18 protein-coding genes are annotated in these 23,946 nt (G+C 61.8%); 9 read left to right on the top strand and 9 right to left on the bottom strand.

Going from position 1 to position 23,946, the window contains the following annotated elements; genetic code table 11:
* Window positions 1-3: 3 nt before the first annotated feature.
* The 4 genes from NIM86_RS12860 to hmgA are packed head-to-tail and all read right to left on the bottom strand — an operon-like array spanning window position 4 to window position 5,052.
* A complete protein-coding gene (locus tag NIM86_RS12860; RefSeq protein WP_253382732.1) occupies window positions 4-1,629 on the bottom strand; it encodes an FAD-dependent oxidoreductase in 1,626 nt (541 codons plus the stop codon).
* Between the two features lie 24 nt (window positions 1,630-1,653).
* Window positions 1,654-2,604, bottom strand: coding sequence for an MBL fold metallo-hydrolase (locus NIM86_RS12855; protein ID WP_253382731.1), 951 nt, complete (start codon window positions 2,602-2,604; stop codon window positions 1,654-1,656).
* A gap of 23 nt (window positions 2,605-2,627) precedes the next feature.
* Complete coding sequence (locus NIM86_RS12850; protein ID WP_253382730.1) at window positions 2,628-3,650, bottom strand: fumarylacetoacetate hydrolase family protein; 1,023 nt, start codon at window positions 3,648-3,650, stop codon at window positions 2,628-2,630.
* Window positions 3,651-3,690: 40 nt separating this feature from the next.
* Window positions 3,691-5,052: a homogentisate 1,2-dioxygenase gene (gene hmgA / locus NIM86_RS12845; RefSeq protein ID WP_253382729.1), complete on the bottom strand. Its 1,362-nt coding sequence runs from the start codon at window positions 5,050-5,052 to the stop codon at window positions 3,691-3,693.
* A gap of 124 nt (window positions 5,053-5,176) precedes the next feature.
* On the opposite strand from hmgA, the gene NIM86_RS12840 reads away from it, so the two are divergent.
* The 9 genes from NIM86_RS12840 (at window position 5,177) to NIM86_RS12800 (ending at window position 17,084) form a co-directional block, all read left to right on the top strand.
* Complete coding sequence (locus NIM86_RS12840) at window positions 5,177-5,626, top strand: MarR family transcriptional regulator (RefSeq protein ID WP_253382727.1); 450 nt, start codon at window positions 5,177-5,179, stop codon at window positions 5,624-5,626.
* 138 nt (window positions 5,627-5,764) lie between these two features.
* Complete coding sequence (locus NIM86_RS12835) at window positions 5,765-6,436, top strand: ImuA family protein (RefSeq protein ID WP_253382726.1); 672 nt, start codon at window positions 5,765-5,767, stop codon at window positions 6,434-6,436.
* On the top strand, window positions 6,339-7,871 hold the full coding sequence (locus NIM86_RS12830; RefSeq protein ID WP_253382725.1) for a DNA polymerase Y family protein: 1,533 nt from the start codon (window positions 6,339-6,341) through the stop codon (window positions 7,869-7,871). The genes NIM86_RS12835 and NIM86_RS12830 overlap by 98 nt, the downstream gene beginning before the upstream one ends.
* A gap of 42 nt (window positions 7,872-7,913) precedes the next feature.
* On the top strand, window positions 7,914-11,159 hold the full coding sequence (locus NIM86_RS12825) for an error-prone DNA polymerase (RefSeq protein WP_253382950.1): 3,246 nt from the start codon (window positions 7,914-7,916) through the stop codon (window positions 11,157-11,159).
* Window positions 11,160-11,421: 262 nt separating this feature from the next.
* Window positions 11,422-13,026, top strand: coding sequence for an ABC transporter substrate-binding protein (locus NIM86_RS12820; protein WP_253382724.1), 1,605 nt, complete (start codon window positions 11,422-11,424; stop codon window positions 13,024-13,026).
* Window positions 13,027-13,081: 55 nt separating this feature from the next.
* Window positions 13,082-14,086, top strand: coding sequence for an ABC transporter permease subunit (locus NIM86_RS12815; protein WP_253382723.1), 1,005 nt, complete (start codon window positions 13,082-13,084; stop codon window positions 14,084-14,086).
* 9 nt (window positions 14,087-14,095) lie between these two features.
* On the top strand, window positions 14,096-15,031 hold the full coding sequence (locus NIM86_RS12810) for an ABC transporter permease subunit (protein ID WP_253382722.1): 936 nt from the start codon (window positions 14,096-14,098) through the stop codon (window positions 15,029-15,031).
* A gap of 2 nt (window positions 15,032-15,033) precedes the next feature.
* On the top strand, window positions 15,034-16,056 hold the full coding sequence (locus NIM86_RS12805) for an ABC transporter ATP-binding protein (RefSeq protein WP_253382720.1): 1,023 nt from the start codon (window positions 15,034-15,036) through the stop codon (window positions 16,054-16,056).
* Between the two features lie 2 nt (window positions 16,057-16,058).
* Window positions 16,059-17,084, top strand: a complete 1,026-nt coding sequence (locus tag NIM86_RS12800; RefSeq protein ID WP_253382948.1) for a dipeptide ABC transporter ATP-binding protein — start codon at window positions 16,059-16,061, stop codon at window positions 17,082-17,084.
* 24 nt (window positions 17,085-17,108) lie between these two features.
* Here the strand turns inward: NIM86_RS12800 and guaD are convergent, their stop codons facing one another.
* From guaD to NIM86_RS12775, 5 genes are all read right to left on the bottom strand, one after another.
* Window positions 17,109-18,491 (bottom strand): guanine deaminase, encoded by a 1,383-nt coding sequence (gene guaD, locus NIM86_RS12795; RefSeq protein WP_253382718.1) that lies wholly within the window; start codon window positions 18,489-18,491, stop codon window positions 17,109-17,111.
* A 137-nt stretch (window positions 18,492-18,628) separates the two neighbouring features.
* Window positions 18,629-19,420, bottom strand: coding sequence for a crotonase/enoyl-CoA hydratase family protein (locus NIM86_RS12790; protein WP_253382716.1), 792 nt, complete (start codon window positions 19,418-19,420; stop codon window positions 18,629-18,631).
* Entirely contained in the window at window positions 19,417-21,090 is a 1,674-nt protein-coding gene (locus tag NIM86_RS12785; RefSeq protein WP_253382714.1) for an AMP-binding protein, read from the bottom strand. Before NIM86_RS12785 ends, NIM86_RS12790 begins: the two co-directional genes overlap by 4 nt.
* The gene (locus tag NIM86_RS12780; RefSeq protein WP_253382712.1) at window positions 21,084-21,941 is read right to left on the bottom strand and encodes a hydroxymethylglutaryl-CoA lyase; all 858 of its coding nucleotides are present in this window, start codon (window positions 21,939-21,941) and stop codon (window positions 21,084-21,086) included. The genes NIM86_RS12785 and NIM86_RS12780 overlap by 7 nt, the downstream gene beginning before the upstream one ends.
* A 5-nt stretch (window positions 21,942-21,946) precedes the next feature.
* Entirely contained in the window at window positions 21,947-23,944 is a 1,998-nt protein-coding gene (locus NIM86_RS12775; protein ID WP_253382710.1) for an acetyl/propionyl/methylcrotonyl-CoA carboxylase subunit alpha, read from the bottom strand.
* Window positions 23,945-23,946: the final 2 nt, after the last annotated feature.

Below are 23,946 nucleotides of genomic sequence, written 5' to 3'. Positions count from 1 at the left end.
TGCTCAGCCTTTCTCTGCCATCCCGGTCGCCCTGCCGAACGCCTTGCAAACGGCATCGATACTCCAGTCGGCCCAGCGCCCGGCGACATGCTGGTCCGGGCGGATCAGATAAATCGCTTGCTCCGTTCCGCCGAGATAACGCTCCTCCAGGACTGGAAATTGCCCCTTTGAAAACATCAGACGATCCGCATCGATATCGCCTTGAAAGTCCGGCACATCGACCCCGATCGCCAGCACCGCAAAACGTCCGCCAAGGCGGTCCAGCAGAAAATCGCCATCGAGAGGTGCGTCGGGGCACACCGCGCCGGGCCGGCTCCGAGCGGGCGCGCCGGGCAGATCGTCCTGCGTGTTGAGCGTCGAGCCATCGAGCGTCGCCGGGATCGACAATCGCCCGGAATTGACGAATGGCCGTGCGAAGTCGTTCTCCTCCGACAGATCGAGCACGGCGTTGCGGAAAACCTTGCTTATAGTCGACTTCGGCGTGATGAAATCCGTCGATCGGGTCGAGTTCAGAATGTTTTCGTCAGTCGCCGCGATCCGCTCTTCATCATAGCTATCGAGCAGTTCTTCGGGTGACAGGCCGTCGATCACACGCTTCAGCTTCCAGCCAAGATTATCGACATCCTGCATCCCGCTATTGCAGCCACGTGCACCGAATGGCGAGACCTGGTGGCAGCTATCTCCAACGAAGATCACGCGGTCGTGCCGGAACTTCTCCATGCGCCGGCACTGGAAGGTATAGATCGACGTCCAGACGATTTCGTAATCGATCCCCATCGGAGAGAGCATGGCATCGAGCCGCGCTCTGATGTTCTCGTCCTGCAATTCCTTCTCACGGTCGATATGCCAGCCAATCTGGAAATCGATGCGCCATTCGCCATCCGGCTGCTTGTGCAGCAGAGCGGAATCGCCGGAGCCCTTGAAGGGTGGCTCGAACCAGAAGCGGCGCTCGACCGGAAAATCCGCCTTCATCCGCACATCGGCAATCAGGAAATTATCCTCGAACACTTTGCCGTCGAAGCCGAGGCCCATCATCTTGCGCGTTGGCGAACCGGCGCCATCGGCGGCGATGACCCAGTCTGCCGTCAGGCTGTATTGGCCATCTGGCGTCTCGATCTGAAGCGCGACTTTATCGCTGTCAGTATCGATGTCCGTGACCTTATTGCGCCCGCGAATTTCGATCGGCACGCCCTCGGCCTGCGCCTGGCGAATGCGCTCGACCAGATATTTCTCGAAATAGGGCTGCTGCAGGTTGATGAAGGCAGGGAAGCGATGCCCTTCCTCCGGCAGAAGGTTGAATTCGAAAACCTCCCGCTCACCGTGAAAGACACGGCCGAGGCTCCATTCCACGCCCTTTTCCATCATCGGTCCGGCTGCGCCCAGCCGATGAGCGATTTCGAGGCAGCGTTTGGAAAAACAGATTGCGCGGCTGCCCTGCCCGACGCCCTCATGATCATCGAGAACTAGCGTTTCGATACCCTTCAGACCGAGTTCGAGCGCCGCTGCCATGCCGACAGGACCGCCGCCGATCACGATCACCTGATGATGGGCCGGGGTCGCCGCATCCTGATCGACCGACCGTGAATAGGGGTAGAGCCGATGCGCCAGGTTGTAGCGGTCTTCAAGCATGTCCGCGGCTCCTCCCGCCTCGTCTCAGCCCTGCAACTCCGCCCACATTTCCTTGTCGCGTTCGGCCGTCCAGATGCGGGGATGCTCGATCCCCCGCGCTTCGTCATAGGCGCGGGCGACGTTGAACGGCAGGCAATGCTCGTAAATTGCGTAATCGCCGAATTTCGGATCGCAGGCCGCGCGAACGGCCGCCATTGCTTCTTTCAGCGATCCACCCCTGGCCGCAACCTTTCCTGCCGCGTCATAGGTCGAGCGGACGAAGTCGGCCGTATTATCGAGCGCCTTGTTGACCATGTCGGAACCGGTTAGCGCATCGCCGCGACCGGGGGCGATGGCGGCCAGATCGTGCGCGCGGATCGCTTCCAGCGTCGCCGGCCAATCGGCGAAATGACCGTCGCCGCAATAGCAGGCCGAGTGATATTCTACGATATCGCCAGTGAACATGACGTTCTCATCCGGAACATAGATCACCGTATCGCCGGCAGTATGGGCGCGGCCCACCTGCTTGATGTCGACGCGGCGATTGCCGAGCCAGACGGTCATCGAACCGGTGAAGGTCAGCGTCGGCCAGGTCAGACCCGGAATCTCCTCATGCCCCTGGAAGAGGCGCGGGAAGCGATCGAACTCGCTGTCCCAGTCCTCCTGCCCGCGCTCCACCACCATGGAGCGCGCCTTATCGCTCATAATGATCTCGCGCGCATCGAAAGCCGACGCGCCAAGCACCCGCACGGCGTGGTAATGCGTCAGAACCACATGGCTGATCGGCTTGTCCGTCACCGAGCGGACGCATTCGATCACCTTGCGGGCCAGACGCGGCGTCGCTTGCGCCTCGACGATCATCACGCTTTCGTCGCCGACTATGACGCCCGAATTCGGATCGCCTTCGGCGGTGAAGGCGTAAAGCCCTTCTCCGATCTGGCTGAAGCTGACATTCTTCTCCGCCATGTCGCCAGCGGACGCAAACTGCTTGCTCATCTGTTCATTCTGCCTTTTTCAGCTCAGCCCTGCCGTTCGACGGTCTGTTCGATCGCCCCAAAGATCGAATGGCCGTCCGCATCCTTCATCTCGATGCGAACCTGGTCGCCGAACGCCATGAAATCTGTCTGCGGCTTGCCGTTCTGTATGGTCTCGACCATGCGCACTTCCGCCAGACACGAATAGCCGGCGCCGCCATCGGCAACGGGCTTGCCGGGATCGCCTCCCGGGCCTTTGTTGGAAACGGTGCCCGATCCGATGATCGCGCCTGCGGACAAAGGACGGGTTTTTGCTGCATGTGCGATCAGCTTGCCGAAATCGAATGTCATGTCGGCGCCGGCATCCGCCTTGCCAAACGATTTTCCATTGAGAGAAACGAGAAGCGGCAGGCTGACCTTGCTTCCATCCCACGCATCGCCCAGTTCATCAGGCGTCACCGCGACCGGCGAAAATGCACTGGACGGTTTGGACTGGAAAAAGCCGAATCCCTTGCCGAGCTCGTTCGGTATCAGCCCTCGCAGCGACACATCGTTGACCAGCATGATAAGCCGGATGGCCTCTCGCGCCGTCTCTTCGTCAGCACCGAATGGAACGTCATCGACAACGACCGCGATCTCACCTTCGAAATCGATCCCCCAATCCGGCACCGCTTCGCTTGGGAAGGTGATTGGATTGCGCGGCGCGATGAAGGAGTCCGATCCACCCTGATACATCAGTGGATCGGTCCAGAAGCTTTGCGGCATCTCGGCATTGCGCGCCTTGCGGACCAGTTCGACATGATTGACGTAGGCCGAACCGTCCGCCCACTGATAGGCGCGCGGAAGTGGCGATGTCGCCTCATGCTCGTGAAACCGCCGACTGGGCTGGCTACCCGATTCCAACCCCTCCGCAACACGTTCGAGACGGGGGGCGACATGTGACCAGTCGTCGAGGGCATCCTGCAGTGTGCGGGCGATATGCGGCACTTCAGAGCAGCGGGTCAGATCACGCGAAACAACGACGAGCCGCCCATCGCGCGTCGAATCCTTCAGGGTTGCGAGCTTCATCGATCCTCCACAGCAGTCGATTTTTGGTTGGTGCAGCCGGTCACTTCAGGCCGGGCGTGCCGTCGAATTTCTTCTCGATGCTCTTCCAGCAATCGATGTAATCGTCCTGAAGCGGCGCTTCTTTCGCGGCAAAGGCTGTCAGATGCTGAGGAAAGCGCGTCTCGAACATAAAACTCATCGTGTTGTCGAGTTTCTGCGGCTTCAATTCGGACATTGATGCCTTGTCGAACGCCTCGCGGTCCGGCCCATGTGGCAGCATCATATTGTGCAGGCTCATGCCACCCGGCACGAAGCCCTGCGGCTTGGCGTCGTACTGGCCGTAAATATTGCCCATCAGTTCGCTCATCACATTCTTGTGGTACCATGGCGGGCGAAACGTATCTTCCATCACCATCCAGCGCTCGCGAAACAGCACGAAATCGATATTGGCCGTGCCAGCGACGCCCGATGGGGCCGTCAGAACGGTAAAGATCGACGGATCGGGGTGATCGAATAGGATTGAGCCGACGGGGCAATACGTTTTCAGATCGTATTTCACCGGCGCGTAATTGCCGTGCCATGCCACCACATCGAGCGGACTATGGTCGATCTCGGTGGTGTGGAACTGTCCGCACCATTTTACCGTCACGGTGGACGGTGCATCGCGATCCTCGAACGCGGCGACCGGTGTCTTGAAATCGCGGCGGTTCGCCATGCAGTTCGCACCGATCGGGCCGCGACCCGGCAGTTCGAATTTCTGGCCGTAATTTTCGCAGACGAAGCCCCGCGCCGGACCTTCGATCAGTTCGACCCGGTAAACCAGCCCGCGCGGCAGAACGGCGATTTCCTGAGGCTCCAGATCGATGATGCCGAGTTCGGTCGAAAAACGCAGTCGGCCCTGTTGCGGCACGACCAGCAATTCGGAATCGGCGGAGTAGAAATAGTCGTCCACCATGGATTCGGTCACAAGATAGATGTGGCTCGCCATGCCGACCTGCGTATTGACGTCCCCCGCTGTCGTCATGGTGCGCATACCTGTCAGCCAGGTCAGGCTTTCGTCCGAATGAGGCACCGCGTCCCAGCGATACTGACCGAGCGAGATCACGTCCGGATCGACATGCGGAGCACTCTTCCAATAGGGAAGATCGATCTTTTTGAAGCGGTGCGTATGCTTGACGGAGGGGCGGATGCGATAACACCAGGTTCGCTCGTTCTGATGGCTCGGCGCAGTGAAAGCGGTGCCCGACAATTGTTCGCCATAGAGACCGTAATTGCAGCGCTGAGGGCTGTTCATGCCCTGCGGCAGCGCGCCGGGCAGCGCTTCGGTCTCGAAATCATTGCCAAAACCCGGCATATAGCCTTCGGCTGTGCCGAATGGTGTCGCCGCCTGCGTTAGCGCCTCGATCTGGGTCTGCTTGTTCATGACGATGTCCTCCAGCCTCTCGTCAGGCAGATAATGGTTACTTTTGTAACTATCAACCCATAAGGTCGGTGGGAAGACGTCAGGGATACGATAGTGCAAGCAGTCAGGAACGAAAGGAAAATGGGTGGGGAAGAACGACCATTTCGATCTGAGGGAGTTTTTGCCTTATCTGCTCAATCTGGCGGCGGAAGAGACCAGCCAGCATTTCAGCGCCACCTATCGCGAACGTTACGGGCTGCTTCGGACCGAATGGCGGGTTCTGTTCCATCTTGGCCGCTATGGCGATTTGTCTGCGTCCGAGATCGGCGCCATGGCGAAAATCCATAAAACCAAGATTTCCCGCGCCGTCAGCGCTTTGGAAAGCAAGAATTTTTTGAAGCGGACGGCATCGCCGGAGGATCGGCGGCGTGAGATACTGTCCCTGCTTCCGTCAGGCCAAGCCGCCTATGACGATCTGACCGCCGCCGCTGAAAGCTACAATCGAGAACTGGCCAGTCAGTTCTCGTCGGAAGAATGGTCTTTGCTGCTTGCCAGCCTCGAGCGGCTGGCCCATCTGCCGCCCCCGAAGGAATAGGCGAGAAGGCCTTCGGCACTCATCTCCAATTGCTCTTTCCGCTTCGGCAGACCGGCCGGCGAAGACTCCGCTTGACTCCAAAATACAACCAGAATTAGAACATATAGAGAACATTGAATTGCAGCAGACCCATGCCTGATGACCGGATTTCGACCTCGAATTTCGGCAAGGGAGCCGTTTGCGCCCGTCCCCCTACCCGATGGACGGGCTCGGCTTGCCGAAGCCTTTTCCGCGCAGCCCTGCGATGGGGCGAGCACGGGATTCGTGCTGGCGCATCTGCGGTCGGCGTCGCAGCCCTTCCTCTGGATCACCGACCGTCTCACGCTGATCGAGACGGGCGAGCCCTATACATTGTCCACGCCCTTCATCCGCGCACGGCTGGCAAAGCCTGCCGATGTGCTGATCGCCGCCGAGGAAGGGCTTCGCTGCGGCGCACTTTCGGCCGTCGTCGCCGAGCTTTGGGGCAACCCGAAACCGCTGGATTTCACCGCCAGCAAGCGCCTTGCCATGCGCGCGGAGACGGCCGGCATTCCATGCTGGCTGATCCGCCACGACGCCACGCCCGACCTCAGCGCCGCGCGCGAACGCTGGCGGCTCCAATCGCTGCCGTCACTGCCGCTGCCGGACGATGCCAAAGCGCCGGGCGGCCCGCTCTGGCATGCCGAACTGTTCCGCTCGCGCGAGCGGCGGCCTGGCCACTGGGTGGCGTCCTATGACCATGCGGCGCATCGTCTCGATCTGGTTCCCGCGCTTTCCGATGGAGCGCTGGACAAAACTGCGGCAACGACAGCGCAACGCGTTGCCTCCTGAAGGGCCGCTTGCGCTGATCGCCGACGGCCCGAAAGGCCCTGTCATTCATGATCTCAACGAAGCCGCAAGAGAGGCCGGCATTCGCAGGGGCGCCCGAGCTGTCGACATGCGCGCCCTCTGTCCTGCGCTCCATTTCGAACAGGCCGATCCCGCCGGCGACAAGGTGGCGCTGGAAAAGCTGGCGCTCTGGGCGCGGCGTTGGTGCCCATGGAGCATTGCCGAAGGCCGCAGCGGCCTTTTGCTTGATACCACCGGCTCCGACCATCTGTGGGGCGGCGAGGCGGCCATGCTGGCGGATATGGAAGCGCGCTTCAAAATGCTTGGATATGGCTGCCGGCTCGCCATTGCGCCGACCATCGGCGCGGCCCATGCCTTTTCGTATTACGGCGAGAGTCACACGCTTTGCACGGACCCGGCGGCGGACCTTGCCCCTCTACCGGTCGCCAGCCTCCGTCTGGAGCCGGACACGATTCTTCTACTGCACCGGCTCGGCCTGCGCCGCATCGGCGATTTAATGGCCGTGCCGCGCCTGCACCTGACGCGGCGTTTCTCGCGGAGCGAGCTTGCCGCCAATCCGCTGTTGCGTCTCGATCAGGCGCTGGGAAGAACAGACGAACCACTGGATGCACCGGAGGAGGCGCTACCCTTCCACGCCCAGAAAAGCTTGGCAGAGCCGATTGTCGATCCGATGAACCATCTGCCGGACCTCTTCCGCCAGCTCTGTGCTCTTCTGCAGGAGGCCGGCCATGGCGCACGGCGCGTCCGCCTCACGGTCTATCGGACCGATGGCGAGATCGGCCGGATCGAAGCCGCCACCGCCGCGCCCACACGCGATCCGGCACACATGGCTTCGCTCTTTCGAGAGCGGGTTGAACATCTCGATCCGGGTTTCGGTTTCGATGTGATCGCTCTCGAAGCTCTGGCCGCCCACACGATGAACACCGTTCAAACCGATCTGACGGCTCCGTCCGACGACAGTCTGGACCTGCCGCGCCTGATCGACCGCCTCACCAACCGCTTCGGCGACGCCACGATCTACTGCCCGTTGCCCTATGAGAGCCATGTGCCGGAACGCGCCCGCCGCAATGCTCCGCCGCTGGCGAAAAAGCCTAAAGACGAAATGTCTGAACCATTTGCCGCCCAACGCCCGTTACGCCTGCTCGACCCGGCCGAGGAAGTCCGCGTTCTTTATGCCGTGCCGGAGGGACCGCCCGCGCAATTCGTCTGGCGTCGCCGCCCCCACCGCATCGCTCGCCATCAAGGGCCGGAGCGGATCGCCCCGGAATGGTGGCGTGATCGCGCCGGCACGCGGCTGCGCGACTATTACAGGGTGGAGGACACGACCGGTCGCCGCTTCTGGCTCTACCGCGAGGGACTGCATGGCGACGGGCGGGGCGGCGAGCCGCGCTGGTTCCTACACGGTCTGTTCGCGTGAGGGATCGCCATGCCGCTCAACGACAATCAGCATCCGAAGAAGATGGTGAAACCCCGCTTCCGACAAAATGCGCGCGCGTCTTATGTCGAGCTTGGGGTGACGAGCGCTTTTTCCTTTCTGCGCGGCGCGTCCGATGCGGCGGAACTGGTCGGCACGGCCCATGAGCTTGGGTATGACGCGCTCGGCATTGCCGATCTCAACAGCCTGGGTGGGGTAGTCCGCATCCACGCCAATGCGGTCCAGGCGCAGATCCGGCCGCTCATCGGCTGCCGTCTGCAACTCGTCACGGGCGAAACCTTCCTCGCCTATCCGGTGAACCGCGACGCCTATGGCCGGCTCTGCCACCTGCTCTCCAAAGGCAAGATGCACGATGCGGACGGCAACTGGCAGAAGAAGGGCGTCTGCGACATCGGTCTGGCCGATCTGGCCGCGCATGCCGAGGGCATTCAACTTATTCTCATGCCACCGGACGATCCGCCGGACGATCTTTCGCATCTGACATTGGCCCTGCCGACCCTGCGCCATATGGCCGCCTGCTACCATTATCGCGGCGACGACCGCGCTCGCATCAACCGGCTCGACCGGATCGCCCGGCGGAACGGCCTCGGCCTGCTGGCCACGAACGACGTGCATTACCATGAAGCCGCGCGGCGGCCCTTGCAGGACGTTATGACCTGCATTCGCGAGAAGACAACCGTTCAGAAGGCCGGCTTCCTGCTCGACGCCAATGCGGAACGGCATCTGAAATCTCCGGATGAGATGGTCCGCCTCTTCTCCGAATGGCCACATGCCATAGCCGCGACGCGGCAAGTCGCCGACGCATGCAAATTCAGCCTGACAGACCTTTCCTATCACTATCCAAACGAGACGGTGCCGGCGGGCGAGACGGCTCAGAGCCAGCTCGAAAAACTGACATGGGCCGGCGCGGCGCATCACTACCCAAAGGGCGTGCCGGACAAGGTTCGCACCACGCTGCAGAAAGAACTGGTACTGATCGCAAAGAAGAACATTCCGCAATATTTCCTGACCATTCACGACATCGTCCAGTTCGCGCGCAGCGAGGACATTCTGTGTCAGGGACGCGGCTCGGCCGCCAATTCCGCCATCTGCTACGTGCTCGGCATCACCGCCGTCGATCCGGCGGAAAACGAGATGCTGTTCGAGCGCTTCATCAGCGAGGATCGCGAGGAGCCGCCCGATATCGACGTCGATTTCGAGCATGAACGGCGTGAGGAGGTGATCCAGCACATCTATGAAAAGTATGGCCGCCAGCGCGCCGGCCTTTGCGCCACAGTGATCCATTACCGTCCGCGCTCGGCCATACGGGAGGTGGGCAAGGCGATGGGCCTGTCGGAAGATGTGACGAGCGCGCTCGCCCGCACCGTCTGGGGCAGTTTCGGTCGCGAAATGGGCGAGAAGAACGTCAACGAGGCCGGGCTCGACCTGTCCGATCCGGTCCTGTCCCGCACGGTCAAACTCGCCAGCCAGATGATCGGCATGCCGCGCCACCTCAGCCAGCATGTCGGCGGCTTCATCCTCACCGAGGGGCCGCTGACCGAGACCGTGCCGATCGGTAATGGCGCCATGCCGGACCGCAGCTTCATCGAATGGGACAAGGACGATATCGATGAATTGCGCATCCTGAAGGTCGATGTGCTGGCCCTCGGCATGCTGACCTGCATCAGGAAATGCTTCGATCTGATCGAGGCCCATTACGGCCAGCGATACGAACTCAATTCCTTACCCAAAGAGGACAAGGCCACCTACGACATGCTCTGCCGGGCCGACAGCCTCGGCGTCTTTCAGGTGGAAAGCCGCGCCCAGATGAACATGCTGCCGCGCCTGAAGCCGCGCTGCCTCTACGATCTCGTCATCGAAGTCGCCATCGTCCGGCCCGGCCCGATTCAGGGCGATATGGTTCATCCCTATCTGCGCCGGCGGAACGGCCAGGAAGAGGTCGAATACCCCAAACCCGCCCCGCCAAACGATCCGGACGAGTTGAAGAACATCCTCGAACGCACCCTCGGCGTGCCAATCTTTCAGGAACAGGCGATGAAAATCGCGCTGGAGGCGGCCAGGTTTTCGCCCGCCAAGGCCAATGAGCTGCGCAAGGCGATGGCGACCTTTCGCTCGCGCGGCACGATTGGCGCGCTACAGAACGATATGATCGACGGCATGGTGGCGCGCGGCTATGACGAGGCCTTCGCTCGCCGCTGCTTCGACCAGATCAAAGGCTTCGGCGAGTATGGTTTTCCTGAAAGCCACGCGGCGAGCTTCGCCAAGCTCGTTTACATCTCATCCTGGCTGAAATGCCATTACCCGGATGCCTTCGCCGCCGCTCTACTCAATTCACAGCCCATGGGCTTCTACGCCCCTGCCCAGATCGTGCGCGATGCGCGGGACCACGCTGTCGAAGTGCGCGAGGCGGATGTCAATTTCAGCGACTGGGACAACCGCCTTGAGCCCTCCGGCGCGGGCTGGGCGCTGCGCCTCGGCTTGCGGCAGATCGAAGGGCTGGGAAAAGAAACAGCAGCCCGCCTCATAGCCGCGCGTGAGACACCCTATGAGACCGTTGAAAGCCTGAAAAGCAGGGCGGGCCTCGGTGCAGGTGCGATCCATACGCTGGCCGCCGCCGACGCCTTCCGCTCGCTGGGGCTGGACCGCCGCGCCGCGCTCTGGGACGCACGCGCCATTCGCGACGCGCCGGATTTGCCGCTCTTTCGTCTGACCCGGGACGAGGGCGAGGAAGCGAAGGTCACCCTGCCCGCCATGGCGAGATGCGAGCATGTCGTCGCCGACTACCAGACCACGCGCCTGTCGCTCAAGGAACATCCAATGCGCTTCATGCGCAAATCCATGGCGCAGCAGGGTTATGTCACGGCGGCCGATCTGAAGACCACGCGGAATGGCAGTCGGGTGAAGATCGCCGGCCTCGTTCTCATCCGCCAGCGGCCCGGTAGCGCAAAAGGCGTCTGCTTTATTACGCTGGAAGACGAAACCGGCGTCGCCAATCTCGTCATCTGGCCGAAAGTGATGGAGGCGTTTCGCAAGACCGTAATGACCGCGCGGCTAATGGCGGTGGATGGGGTGATCCAACGCGATGCGGACATTATGCATGTGGTGGCGCGTAACATGACGGATCGGAGCGACGCGCTCGAGCGCCTATCCGAGGGGCCTCTCACGATTCAGATGTGCCGGGCCGATCACGTACGCAACCCGCTGCCGCCCTCGCCGCAGCGCCATCCACGCCAGGCGCGGATCATCCCGAAATCCCGCGATTTTCATTAAGATGGAATCGGCTGCCGCCACTGCTCACGGTACGTTTCTTATAATTTGTAAAGCGATAAAATTCTGCCCAAAAAATCAAATGAGCAAGAACGCCTTCTGTGGACAGACCGCCGAGCAATTCTTTGCTTACCCAGCGATACGCCTTGTCATCGCGACAATTCTGGCGTTTGCTGAACCTCAAGGCTACGCCCGCGCGGTTTTGTTCCGCGAAGAGACGAAGCCCTTGCAAGAAGCAAGACATTCAATCGGGAGACGTTATATCATGAAATTCAGCCGCAAAATTCTGGCAGCGACCGCTCTTTTCGCTGCCATGGCGATGGGTATGCCGCTGGCCGCGCAGGCCAAGACGCTGGTCTATTGCTCGGAAGGCTCGCCGGAGGGTTTCGACCCGGCGCTCTATACCGCCGGCACCACCTTCGATGCCTCGTCAAAGGCCGTCTATAACCGCCTCCTGCAGTTCAAACCCGGCACCACAGAATTGGAAAACGCGCTGGCCGAAAGCTACGACGTTTCCGACGACGGGCTGGAATACACCTTTCACCTCCGCCCGGGCGTGAAGTTCCACACGACGGATTATTTCACGCCTACCCGCGAAATGAACGCCGACGATGTGATTTTCTCCTTCGAGCGTCAGTGGAAAGAAGACAATCCTTATTTCTCCTATGTCGAAGGCGCGTCCTGGGAGTATTTCAACGGCATGAGCATGCCGGATCTTCTGGAATCGATCGAGAAGGTCGACGACATGACGGTAAAGTTCACGCTGACCCGTGCGGAAGCGCCGTTCCTTGCCAATCTCGGCATGGATTTCGCCAATATTCTGTCGAAAGAATATGCCGACAAGCTGGCTGAAGCGGGAAATGAAGCCGACCTCAATCAAAAGCCGGTCGGCACCGGACCCTTCCAGTTCGTCGCCTATCAGCCGGACGCCGTGATCCGCTACAAGGCCAATCCGGACTATTTCCGCGGCAAGCAGCCGATTGACGATCTGGTCTTCGCCATCACCACCGACACCTCGGTTCGCCAGCAGAAGCTGAAAGCCGGCGAATGCCAGGTCATGCCTTATCCGAACCCGGCCGATATCGAGAGCCTGAAGGGCGACGACAGTCTGCAGGTGATGGAACAGGAAGGCCTGAATGTCGGCTATCTGGCCTACAACACGAAAATGGAGCCGTTTGACAAGCCGGAAGTCCGCAAGGCTCTCAACATGGCGATCAACAAACAGGCCATTCTGGACGTGGTGTTCCAGGGCGCAGGCGAAGCTGCCAAGAACCCGATCCCGCCAACAATGTGGTCATACGATGAAGCGACCGAGGACGACGCCTACGATCCGGAGAAGGCAAAGCAGATGCTGGCCGATGCCGGCGTCGAGAACCTTTCGATGAAGGTTTGGGCGATGCCCGTGGCGCGGCCCTACAACCCGAACGCTCGCCGCATGGCCGAACTGATCCAGGAGGACTTCAGCAAGATCGGCGTCGACGTGGAAATCGTCTCCTATGAGTGGGGCGAATATCTGGAACGCTCCAAGGCGGAAGACCGCGACGGTGCGGTGTTGCTCGGCTGGACCGGCGACAATGGCGATCCGGACAACTTCCTCGCTGTCCTTCTCGGTTGCGATGCCGTTGGCGGCTCCAACCGCGCCCAATGGTGCAACGAAGAGTTCAACGACCTGATCACCAAGGCCAAGAGCGGCACCCAGGAAGAGCGCGCCGAGCTTTACAAGCAGGCGCAGGAAGTCTTCAAGCGCGAAGCCCCATGGGCGACCATCGCGCACTCTGTGACGGTCATGCCCATGAGCAAAAACGTGACCGGCTACAAGCAGGACCCGCTCGGAGGCCATGCCTTCGAGGGTGTGGACATCACCGAATAAGGCGACCAGGGGCCGGGTGGAGCGAACGCCCGGCCCCTGATCCATTTGTGCGATTATGCTTCGTTTTTTCCTTCACCGGCTCGGTCTTCTGATCCCAACATTCATCGGGGTCTCGATTGTTACCTTCGCTTTCATTCGTCTCATTCCCGGCGATCCGATTCTGATGCTGGCCGGCGAGCGCGGCATGAGCGCCGAGCGCTACGCCGAACTGCGTAGCCTTTACGGATACGACAAGCCGCTCATCGTGCAGTATTTCGATTATGCCTGGAGCGCGCTGCAGGGCGATCTCGGCACATCGGTCGTGACAAAGCGACCGGTCATCGAAGAGTTTTTCACGCTGTTTCCAGCCACAATAGAACTAGCCTTCGTCGCCATCATCATCGCGGTTGCCGTCGGCATTCCGCTCGGTGTTCTGGCGGCGGTCAAGCGTGGGTCCTGGCTCGACCAGGGGCTGATGGGGGTCGCGCTGATCGGCTATTCCATGCCGATCTTCTGGTGGGGCTTGCTGCTGATCATCCTGTTCTCCGGTATCCTGCAATGGACGCCGGTTTCCGGGCGAATTTCGCTTCTCTATTTCTTCCCACAGGTCACGGGCTTCATGCTGATCGACAGCCTGCTGTCCGGTCAGGAGGGCGCATTCAAATCCGCGCTCAGCCATCTGATCTTGCCGGCCATCGTTCTGGCGACGATTCCGCTGGCTGTCATCGCACGACAAACACGTTCCGCCATGCTGGAAGTTCTCGGCGAAGATTATGTCCGCACAGCCCGCGCCAAGGGCATGCCGCCGCGCCGCGTGATCGGTCTTCATGCGCTTCGTAATGCGTTGATCCCGGTCATCACCACCATTGGCTTACAGGTCGGCGTACTCCTAGCCGGCGCCATCCTCACGGAGACGATCTTTTCCTGGCCTGGCATCGGCAAATGGATGGTCGATAGCGTATTCAAACGCGACTACGCCGTGGTGCAGGGCGGCCTGCTTCTGATCGCCGGTATCGTCATGATCGTCAATCTTCTGGTCGACGTTGCCTACGGGCTCGTCAACCCGCGCATCCGGCACTGAGGAACCATCATGGTCCACGTCGAAGCACAGGAATCCGACGCCCATACCAAGCCTGCAGGTGAGGTGACCGTCTGGTCGATCCGTCGGCAGCGCGCGCTTGAATTCTGGCATTATTTCTCCCGCAACAAGGGCGCGGTCATCGGCCTTATCGTCTTTGTCGCCATCGTGCTGATTGCGATTTTCGCGCCGCTGATCGCACCATACAATCCCGCCGCCCAGGATCGCGGCGCGCTTCTGTTGCCGCCCTTCTGGCAGGAAGGCGGAAGCACAGCCTATCTTCTTGGCACCGACGCTGTCGGACGCGACCTTCTGTCACGTCTGATTTATGGCGCCCGGTTTTCGCTCTTCGTCGGCCTGTTTGTCGTTACGCTGTCGGTCTCGGTCGGCGTCATTGTCGGCTTGATCGCCGGGTGGTTCGGCGGCTGGATCGACACCGCGATCATGCGCGTCATGGACGTGATCCTCGCTTTCCCATCGCTTCTTCTGGCGCTGGTGCTGGTCGCTATCCTCGGCCCGGGGCTGGTCAACGCAATGATCGCCATTGCGCTGATCCTGCAACCGCACTTCGTTCGCCTGACGCGTGGCTCGGTTCTCGCCGAGAAGCGACGCGAATATGTTACGAGCGCCGAAGTCGCGGGCGCCAGCGCCTTGCGGCTGATGTTCGTGACGATCCTGCCAAACTGCCTTGCGCCGCTCATCGTGCAGGGCACCCTTGCCTTCTCGAACGCCATTCTGGACGCCGCCGCGCTCGGCTTTCTCGGCATGGGCGCGCAACCGCCGACGCCGGAATGGGGCACCATGCTGGCCGAAGCGCGCGAGTTCATCCTGCGCGCCTGGTGGGTCGTCACCTTCCCTGGCCTCGCCATCCTGACCACCGTTCTCGCCATCAATCTGATGGGCGACGGTTTGCGCGACGCGCTCGACCCGAAGCTGCGGGAGAGCTGAGAATGCCTCTTCTCGATATCGAAAACCTCTCCGTCACCTTCGCCACCGCTTCGGGGCCGTTCCGCGCGGTCGACAATGTCTCGCTCTCCTGTGACGGCGGCGACATTCTCTCCATTGTCGGAGAGAGCGGCTCGGGAAAATCGGTCTCCATGCTGGCGCTGATGGGGCTTTTGCCCTTCACAGCCACCGTCACCGCCGACCGGCTGGAGTTCGACGGCAACGATCTGCTTGCCATGAAGACGCGCGAGCGCCGAAAATTGCTCGGTCGCGACATTTCCATGATCTTTCAGGAACCGATGAGCAGCCTGAACCCCTGCTTCACCGTCGGCTTCCAGATCGGAGAGTCGCTGCGCAAGCACCTTGGCCTCGGCCGGGCCGAACGCAAGAAGCGAACCATCGAACTGCTGTCGCTGGTCGGTATTCCTTCACCCGAAACGCGCCTGTCGCAGTTTCCGCATCAATTGTCGGGTGGCATGAGCCAGCGCGTCATGATCGCGATGGCTCTGGCGTGCAATCCGAAATTGCTGATTGCCGACGAGCCGACGACTGCGCTCGATGTGACCATCCAGGCGCAGATCCTCGATCTGCTGGGTGACCTGCAGAAAGAGCGCGGCATGGCGTTGATCCTCATCACCCACGATATGGGCGTGGTCGCCGAAACCGCCCAGCGCGTGCATGTGCAATATGCCGGCCAACGCGTGGAGGAGCAGGATGTTCGTCCGCTCTTCGACAATCCGCATCACCCTTATACCGCGGCGCTGCTGTCGGCCCTGCCGGAACGGGCGACGAAACACGGCCGCCTGCCCGCCATTCCCGGCAAGGTGCCCGGCGCTGACGACCGGCCGACAGGCTGCCTGTTTTCACCCCGTTGCGCTTTCGCAACCGATCTCTGTAGGCAAACCGTGGAGCGACAGGGTGCGGAGCTTGGATATGCGCTATGCAATTACCCGCTGGAACATGGTGTGCCGCAAGGGCATCCGGACCCTGCCCCGGTCGGCCAGGCAATGGCGGAGTTGATGGAATGAGTATGGCGCAAACCACCAGCGAAGCGCCGGTTCTTCGCACCCGCCATGTCGGGGGCAAAGAACCGCTGCTGATCGCCCGCGATCTGAAACAGCGCTATAATGTGTCTCGCGGCCTTTTCCGAGAAAGCGGCACCGTTCACGCGGTCGATGGCGTCTCTTTCGATCTGCACGCTGGTCGGACACTTGCAGTCGTCGGTGAAAGCGGTTGCGGCAAATCGACGCTCGGCCGAATGGTCACGATGATCGAATCGCCCGCCGAAGGCACCATCACCATCGACGGCAAGCCGCTCGACCGCTCCTCCGCTGAAATGCGCAAGACAGTTCAGATCGTTTTTCAAAATCCGTACGGCTCGCTCAATCCACGCCAGAAGATCGGAGCGATCCTGGAAGAGCCCCTGAAAATTAACACGGACGAAAATGCGGCCAGCCGTCGCAGGAAAGCCAAGGAAATGTTGGAGCGCGTCGGTTTGCGCGCCGAGCATTACCAGCGTTTCCCGCATATGTTCTCCGGCGGGCAGCGCCAGCGTATCGCCATCGCCCGCGCGCTCATGCTCAACCCCAAAATTCTCGTCCTGGACGAGCCGGTTTCGGCGCTCGACGTTTCTATCCAGGCCCAGGTCCTCAATATCCTCATGGATCTGCAGGACGAGTTCGGCCTGGCCTATCTCTTCATCAGCCACGACCTGTCTGTCGTCCGGCACATCGCCGACGAAATCATGGTTATGTATCTCGGCAAACCGGTCGAAGTCGGCGAGGCGGAAACGGTCTTCACCCGGCCGCGCCACCCCTATACGGCTGCGCTTCTTTCGGCGACGCCGGTTGCCGATCCTTTCGCGGAAAAGAACCGCATCCGGCTGGAAGGCGAACTGCCATCGCCCTTGAACCCGCCGGAAGGCTGCAACTTCAATCCCCGCTGTTTCAACGTTCTGGACCGGTGTCGGAAGGAAGAGCCGCCGCTGGAAACGATCGACGAGCGCCTTTGCGCCTGTTTCAACCCGGTCGAAGCGAAGGCGAGTGACGCGGCGTAGCGATACTGCCTGCGACGCTACTGTTTATTGCCGATCAGGGTCGCCCGACCGATGCTTTCCGCCGACCCAGACCGAAGCGATATTCGCCCGGCTCGCTGTAAACAGGATCGTCTGGAGAATCTGGTCGCCCTCGTAAAGCTCGGGCCAGAGCCGGATTGTGCCTGACTTCGCTTCCGGATCGATCAGAATGGCGTCGAACTGATACCCTGGCGCGAAAGCACCGACCGGCAGACCGACGGCCGCGCCGCCCCCGGCTGTCGCCAGGTGAAACGCCTCGCGAAAATCGATACGGACATCGCCCTGCGTGGAGCGTTTATCTCGAGACAGGGAGGGATCGGTTCCACGTTCGAGTTGGCGCGCACTGGAGACCGTGCTGCGGACACTATCGAACATGCTGCATGACGGGCCGCCGGAAATATCGGTGCCGAGACCGACGCGAAGCCCCTTCTGCAGCGCGGCCTTCAACGGGAAAACCGCGTCGGAGAAATAGATATTGGAGAGCGGACAATGCGCAACTGCCGACTGGCGCATCTTGATGACTTCCATATCGTTGCTGAAGAGGAAGTTGCCATGCGCCAGGATCGTGCCGGCGCGGAGCAGCCCGAACCGATCGAGGCTTTCCGTGTCGCTCATGCCGTGCCGGTCGATGACGTAGCCGTGCTCCCAATCGCTTTCGGAACAGTGCGTCTGCGTATGGCAATCATGCTCTTTGGCGAGCGCGCCAAGTTCTGTCAGCAGATCGTCCGTGCAGGAGGGGATAAAGCGCGGCGTAACGATTGGCCTTACGAGCCCATCCTCATTGTCCGGATGTCCGCGGATATGGTCGATCAGACCGGTTGTCGCTTTCAGCGCGGCATCGATGCTCTCATCGCGGTAATAGTCGGGGCACTCTGCCGGGTTATCCATGGCGACTTTGCCCACAAAGGCGCGCTGACCCTTCTCGATGCAAAGGTCGGCAAGCAACCGGTTTGCCTCGTCATGGATGGTTCCGTAGTAAACCGCCGTCGTGGTTCCGGATGCCAGCAGGTCGTCGACCAACATGGAGTAGGAGCGCCTGGCGAAAGCGAGGTCGGCATAGCGCGCTTCGAGTGGAAAGGTGTGGTTCTGAAGCCAGATCTCGAGCGGTACGTCGAGCGCGGTGCCGAGCTGCGGATATTGCGGCGCGTGGATATGGAGATCGACGAAGCCCGGCAGCAAAATTTTGCCAGCGGGTAAATCGATCAGCCGTCCATCGCCCTTGGCAGCCGAAAGGGTTTGATCGTACGCCGAATCGCCAGCCTGATAGACGCTTTCGATAAGACCGTCATTGCTGATGGCGATGAGAGCGTCGGCAAAAGATACGATCTCGCCACAGACCGGCGCGTGAAAACCGGACGCTCGAATCGTCTTGCCTCGAAAATCCTTCATTTCCGCTCAGCCTGCTCTCTCTTCCGCCCGCAGGCGCTCATCACTCGTCGGACCATATACAGGCAAAGGGGCTTGGGTCAGCCTAAATCCCACGAAAGTGAATGACGGGCTTTTTGAAGCCCGACGAGAGGTTTACGTTATTGAGCCCAGACGGGCTTTCGCTTTTCCAGAAACGCGGAGATGCCTTCCCGCGCCTCGTCGGCCTCCCATGCATCGGCGAGTTGCTCGATGGTTGCCTCAATCGCCTTTTCGTCGATGGTGGGGCCGAGCGAGCGGGCAAGGCGCTTAGCCCGTCCGACCGCACCGCGGGGCAGCTTCAGATAGGAAGCGACTTCCGCCTCAATGGCGTCGGATAACTCGCCCGCCGGCACGGCACGCGCCACGATGCCGAGTTCCGCAGCCTCCACGCCGTTGAAGAGACGCGCATTCATGAAAACGCGCCGCGCCCGGCCCTCGCCCATCCGCGCCAACACATAGGGGCCGATGGTGGCGGGAATGATGCCGAGCCGCGTCTCGGTAAAACCGAAGCGGCAATCCTCGTCCGCAATCGCGACGTCGCATATGCAAGCCATGCCGACGCCGCCGCCCATGGCGACGCCCTCCACCTGGCCGATCAGCGGAACGGGCATCTCGTTGAGCGCTTTCAGCATGATGGCCAGACGCCGCGCCTCCGCCATCCGCCCTGCGCGATCGGCTTCGATCTGTGTCATCATCCAGCTCAGATCGGCTCCCGCGCAGAACGTGCCTTCCGAGCCGGACAATACCACTGCCCTGATGGCCTTGTCCCCTTCGGCAAACCGGGCGAACGCCGTCAGTTCGTCCATCATCGTCGCAGAAAGAGCGTTCTTCCGTTCCGGTCGGTTTAGCGTCAGCGCGGCGACCCCGCGCTCGTCGACGGCGACGGCCAACGTCTCGAAATCGGTTTTCATGACGAGGTCTCCGTTTCGTCCGAGGCGATCTGGCGCAGGCGCGCGCGAATGATCTTGCCGGTCGTCGTCATCGGCATTTCGTCCAGGAAGCGGATGACTCGCGGATATTCATGCGCCGCAAGCCGCGCCTTGACGAATTGCGCGATCTCTTCGGCCAAATCGTCGGACGGCGCGACGCCCTCGGCGGGCACGATGAAGGCAGCGACCACTTGGCCACGTAGCGCATCCGGCCAGCCGATCACGCCGGCAAGCTGAACCGCCGGGTGGCGCAGAAGGCAATCCTCCACCTCGGCAGGACCGATCCGGTAACCTGCGGACGAGATCACATCGTCGTCACGCCCAACGAAACGGATACGCCCATCTTCCTCCAGCACGCCGCGATCGCCCATCAGCATCCAGCCATCATGAACATCGCCGGTCACGAATTTCTCGGCAGTCGCATCAGGCCGGTTCCAATAGCCGAGAAACATCACGGGATCGGGGGCGCGCACCGCAATAGCGCCCTCCTGCCCTGTCGGCAGAACCTCACCGCTTTGCGCGTCCAGTACCGCGACCTCGTGACCGGGGGCAGGCCGGCCCATCTCACCGGGCTGCGCCGGCTCCAGCGCGGCGCAGGACGAAACCACCATGTTGCATTCGGTCTGGCCGTAGAACTCGTTGATGGTGACGCCCAGCGCCTCTCGGCCCCAATCGATCAGTTCGGCGCCCAGCGTCTCACCGCCACTGGCAACCGAGCGCATTGAAACCTCAGGGCGCTCATCTACCAGCACCTGCCGCATCATTTTCAGCGCCGTCGGGGGCAGAAATGCGTTGCGAATGCCGTGTTCGGCGATAAAGGCGAAGGCCGCCTCGCCTGTAAATTTGCGGAAACGATGGGCGACCACTGGCACGCCGTGATGCAGCGCCGGCAACAGCACGTCGAGCAGACCACCGATCCATGCCCAGTCCGCCGGGGTCCAGATGCGGTCCGCTGATTGCGGAAGGAAATCGTGGCTGATCTCGACACCCGGCAGATGGCCGAGCAACACGCGATGCGCGTGGAGCGCGCCTTTCGGCGAGCCGGTCGTGCCGGACGTGTAGATGATGAGTGCCGGGTCGTCTGCCGCCGTATCGACCGGCGTGAAGTTTTCGGGTCCGCCAGTACAAAAGGCCGCGTAGTCTTCGCAGCCCTCTTTTGGCCCGTCGACGCAGAGGACGACTTTGAGGTTCGGCAGATCGGCGCGCAACGGAGCAAGCTTGTCCGCGCCTTCCGCATCGGTAATCACCACCGAAGCGCCGGAATCGACCAGCCGGTGCATCAACGCTTCGGGACCGAAGAGCTTGAAAAGGGGGATGGAGATCGCGCCGAGCTTGAAGGCCGCAATATGCGCCACCGCCGTCTCGATCCGCTGCGGCAGTAGAATGCCGACCCGGTCGCCCGGAGCATTGTCGTCTGGCCGTCCGACACCCTGTGCGGCCAGTGCGCCCGCTAGCCGGTTCGACAGCGTTTTCAGGTCGCCGAAACTGTAGCGGCGCACCGCGCCGTCAGGCCCGACATCGACAATGGCCTCGCGTTTCGTTTCCGCATCTGCCCAGCGGTCGCAGACATCGACGCCGATATTGTAGCGCACGGGGATCTCCCAGCGAAACGCGCTGCGGACGGCCCGCCAATCCTCGCCCTTGGTCAGCATGTCGCTCTCAGCGTACGCGCAAAGCGACCCGCTTCGGCCAGCGCCGCCCGGTCGATACCGGTCACGAACCCCTCCGCGTCCAGCATATCCACCACCGCTTCCGTCGCTACATTGCCTTTCGCCCCCGGCGCGTAGGGACACCCGCCCAGCCCACCGGCAGAGGCGTCGAACGTCCGCAAACCATGTTCCAGACTGGCGCGAATATTGGCGAGCGCCCGGCCCGCCGTATCGTGATAGTGGCCGGCTAGCTTTTCCGCTGGCAGCCGCTCCAGAACGGCTTTCAGCATGGCGGACACACTTTCGGGCGTGCCCTGGCCGATCGTATCGCCCAGCGACACCTCGTACACGCCGAGCGCATTGAGATCGGCCGCGATCTTGGCGACAGCGTCCGGGGCGATGGCGCCCTCATAGGGACAGTCGGTGACGCAGGAGACGTAGCCGCGCACGGGCAGGCCGGCTTTCCGCGCCGCCTCGACGACCGGAGCGAACCGTTCCAGGCTCTCAGCGATGGAGCAGTTGATGTTCTTCTGGCTGAAGCTTTCCGAAGCGCTGGCGAAAATGGCGACCTCGTCGGCCTTCGCCGCGATGGCGCGTTCCAAGCCCTTCATATTTGGCGTCAGCGCAGTGTAGAGGGTGCCGGCGCGCCGCTCGATGCCTGTCAGAACCTCGGCCCCGTCGGCCATTTGCGGCACCCATTTTGGCGACACGAAACTGGCCGTCTCGATCTTGCGGAAGCCGCAGGCCGAGAGCATATCGACCAGCGCGATCTTCTGCTCGGTCGGGATCGGCACCGCTTCGTTCTGCAGCCCGTCGCGCGGCGCCATCTCAAAAAGAAGAACCTCGTCAGCCACGCGGTTCAGCCCTCCTCTGGTTCCAGTTGCAGCAACTGCGCGCCCTGCTCCACCTGATCGCCCTCGCCGACCATCAGTTCGGCGATCACGCCGTCACGCGGCGCGGTCAGCGAATGCTCCATCTTCATGGCTTCCAGCACGATGAGGGTGCGCCCCTTCTGCACACGGTCGCCGCTTGCTGCGTTGACCTGCCGGACGAGGCCCGGCATCGGCGCGATCAGCCCGTCCCCGCCCATGGCATCGTCGGCTGCCGCCGGATCGTGCCGGTGGAAACTATGCGACTGACCGTTTCGCGAAATGGTCACGGTCGCGCCACTACGAACCACGGTCGCGCGGCTCATGTGACCATCGCGATAAGCGGTCAGCAAGCCATCGCCATGGGCTGTCACGGCTTCGAAATCGACCGTGCCGTCCGCTAGCACGACATGGCGCGTGCCGTTCCGCCGTCTCTGCACCGCGATCTCGATTTGGCCGCCTTCGCCATCGTCGAAACGGACCATCTGCTGCGCCGGCCCGAAGAGCCGGAAATCCGTCAGCGTCGCAAAGGGATCGGTTTCGTCCATCGAAGCGCGATCCGGGGTCAGCATGGCGAGTGCGGCCAGCGCCTTCGTTTCCGCATCGGCGTCCGCCCGCGCCGTCAGCTCCTCCTGCTTGCGACCGATAAGCCCGGTATCGACATCGCCGGCTGCGAAATCGGCATCGTCTGCAAGCCTTGCCAGAAAGGCGCGATTGGTGACCGAACCGGTGATGATCGTCTCGTCCAATGCCCGTTTCAGCTTGGCGAGCGCGCTGGCGCGGTCAGGGCCGTAGGTGATGATCTTGGCGATCATCGGATCGTAATGCGGCGTGATCGAATCGCCCTGCCGGACGCCCGTATCGATGCGGACATCGTTCGTCTCCGGCGCGAAGACCAGCGTCGTCAGATCGCCCGTGGCGGGCAGGAACCCCGCTTCGGCATCCTCGGCATAGAGCCGGGCCTGGAAGGCGTGACCGGTCAGCGACAGATCGTCCTGCTTGAACGGCAGCTTCTCGCCCTGCGCCACGGCCAGTTGCAGCGCCACCAGATCGATGCCGGTCACATATTCGGTCACCGGATGCTCGACCTGAAGCCGGGTGTTCATCTCCATGAACCAGAAGCGGTCCGGGTGCAGCCCGTCCGACGCATCGACGATGAATTCCACCGTGCCCGCGCCCGAATAATTGACGGCCTTGGCGGCCTGAACGGCGGCTTCGCCCATCGCGGCGCGCATCTCCTCCGTCATGCCGGGGGCCGGCGCTTCCTCGATCACCTTCTGATGGCGTCGCTGCAGCGAACAGTCGCGCTCGAAAAGGTGGACGGCATTACCATGACTGTCGCCGAAAATCTGCAATTCGATATGGCGCGGCTTTTCGATATATTTCTCGATCAGGCAGGTCGGATCGCCGAAGCTGTTCTGCCCTTCGCGGCGGGCGCTGGCGAAGGCTTCCTCGAACTCTTCAGCGCGCTCGACGCGGCGCATTCCCTTGCCGCCGCCGCCGGCCCGCGCCTTGATGAGAACCGGATAGCCGATCTCACCGGCGATGGCCTTCAACGCCGCCGGGTCCTGATCCTCGCCGTGATAGCCGGGAACAACCGGCACGCCGGCCTTTTCCATCAGCGCTTTCGCCTGATCCTTCAGGCCCATGGCGCGGATCGCATCGGCGGATGGGCCGACGAAGATCAGCCCGGCCTTCTCGACCGCCTCGACGAAATCGGGGTTTTCGGACAGGAAGCCGTAGCCGGGGTGGATCGCATCCGCCCCGGTCCGCTTTGCTGCCTCGATGATCGTATCGCCCTTCAGATAGCTTTCGCCGACCGGCGCGGGGCCGATCCGTACTGCTTCGTCCGCCATGGCGACATGCATGGCGCCCGCGTCGGCGTCCGAATAGACGGCGACGGTGCCAATGCCGAGATCGCGCGCGGTGCGCATGACCCGGCAGGCGATTTCGCCGCGATTGGCGATGAGGAGTTTTCGGATCGTCATGG

The organism is Notoacmeibacter sp. MSK16QG-6 (assembly GCF_024158145.1).
In the GTDB taxonomy this organism is placed as follows: domain Bacteria; phylum Pseudomonadota; class Alphaproteobacteria; order Rhizobiales; family Rhizobiaceae; genus Notoacmeibacter.
Note: the sequence above shows the minus strand (reverse complement) of the source record. Positions and strands in the feature narration are given on the sequence as shown.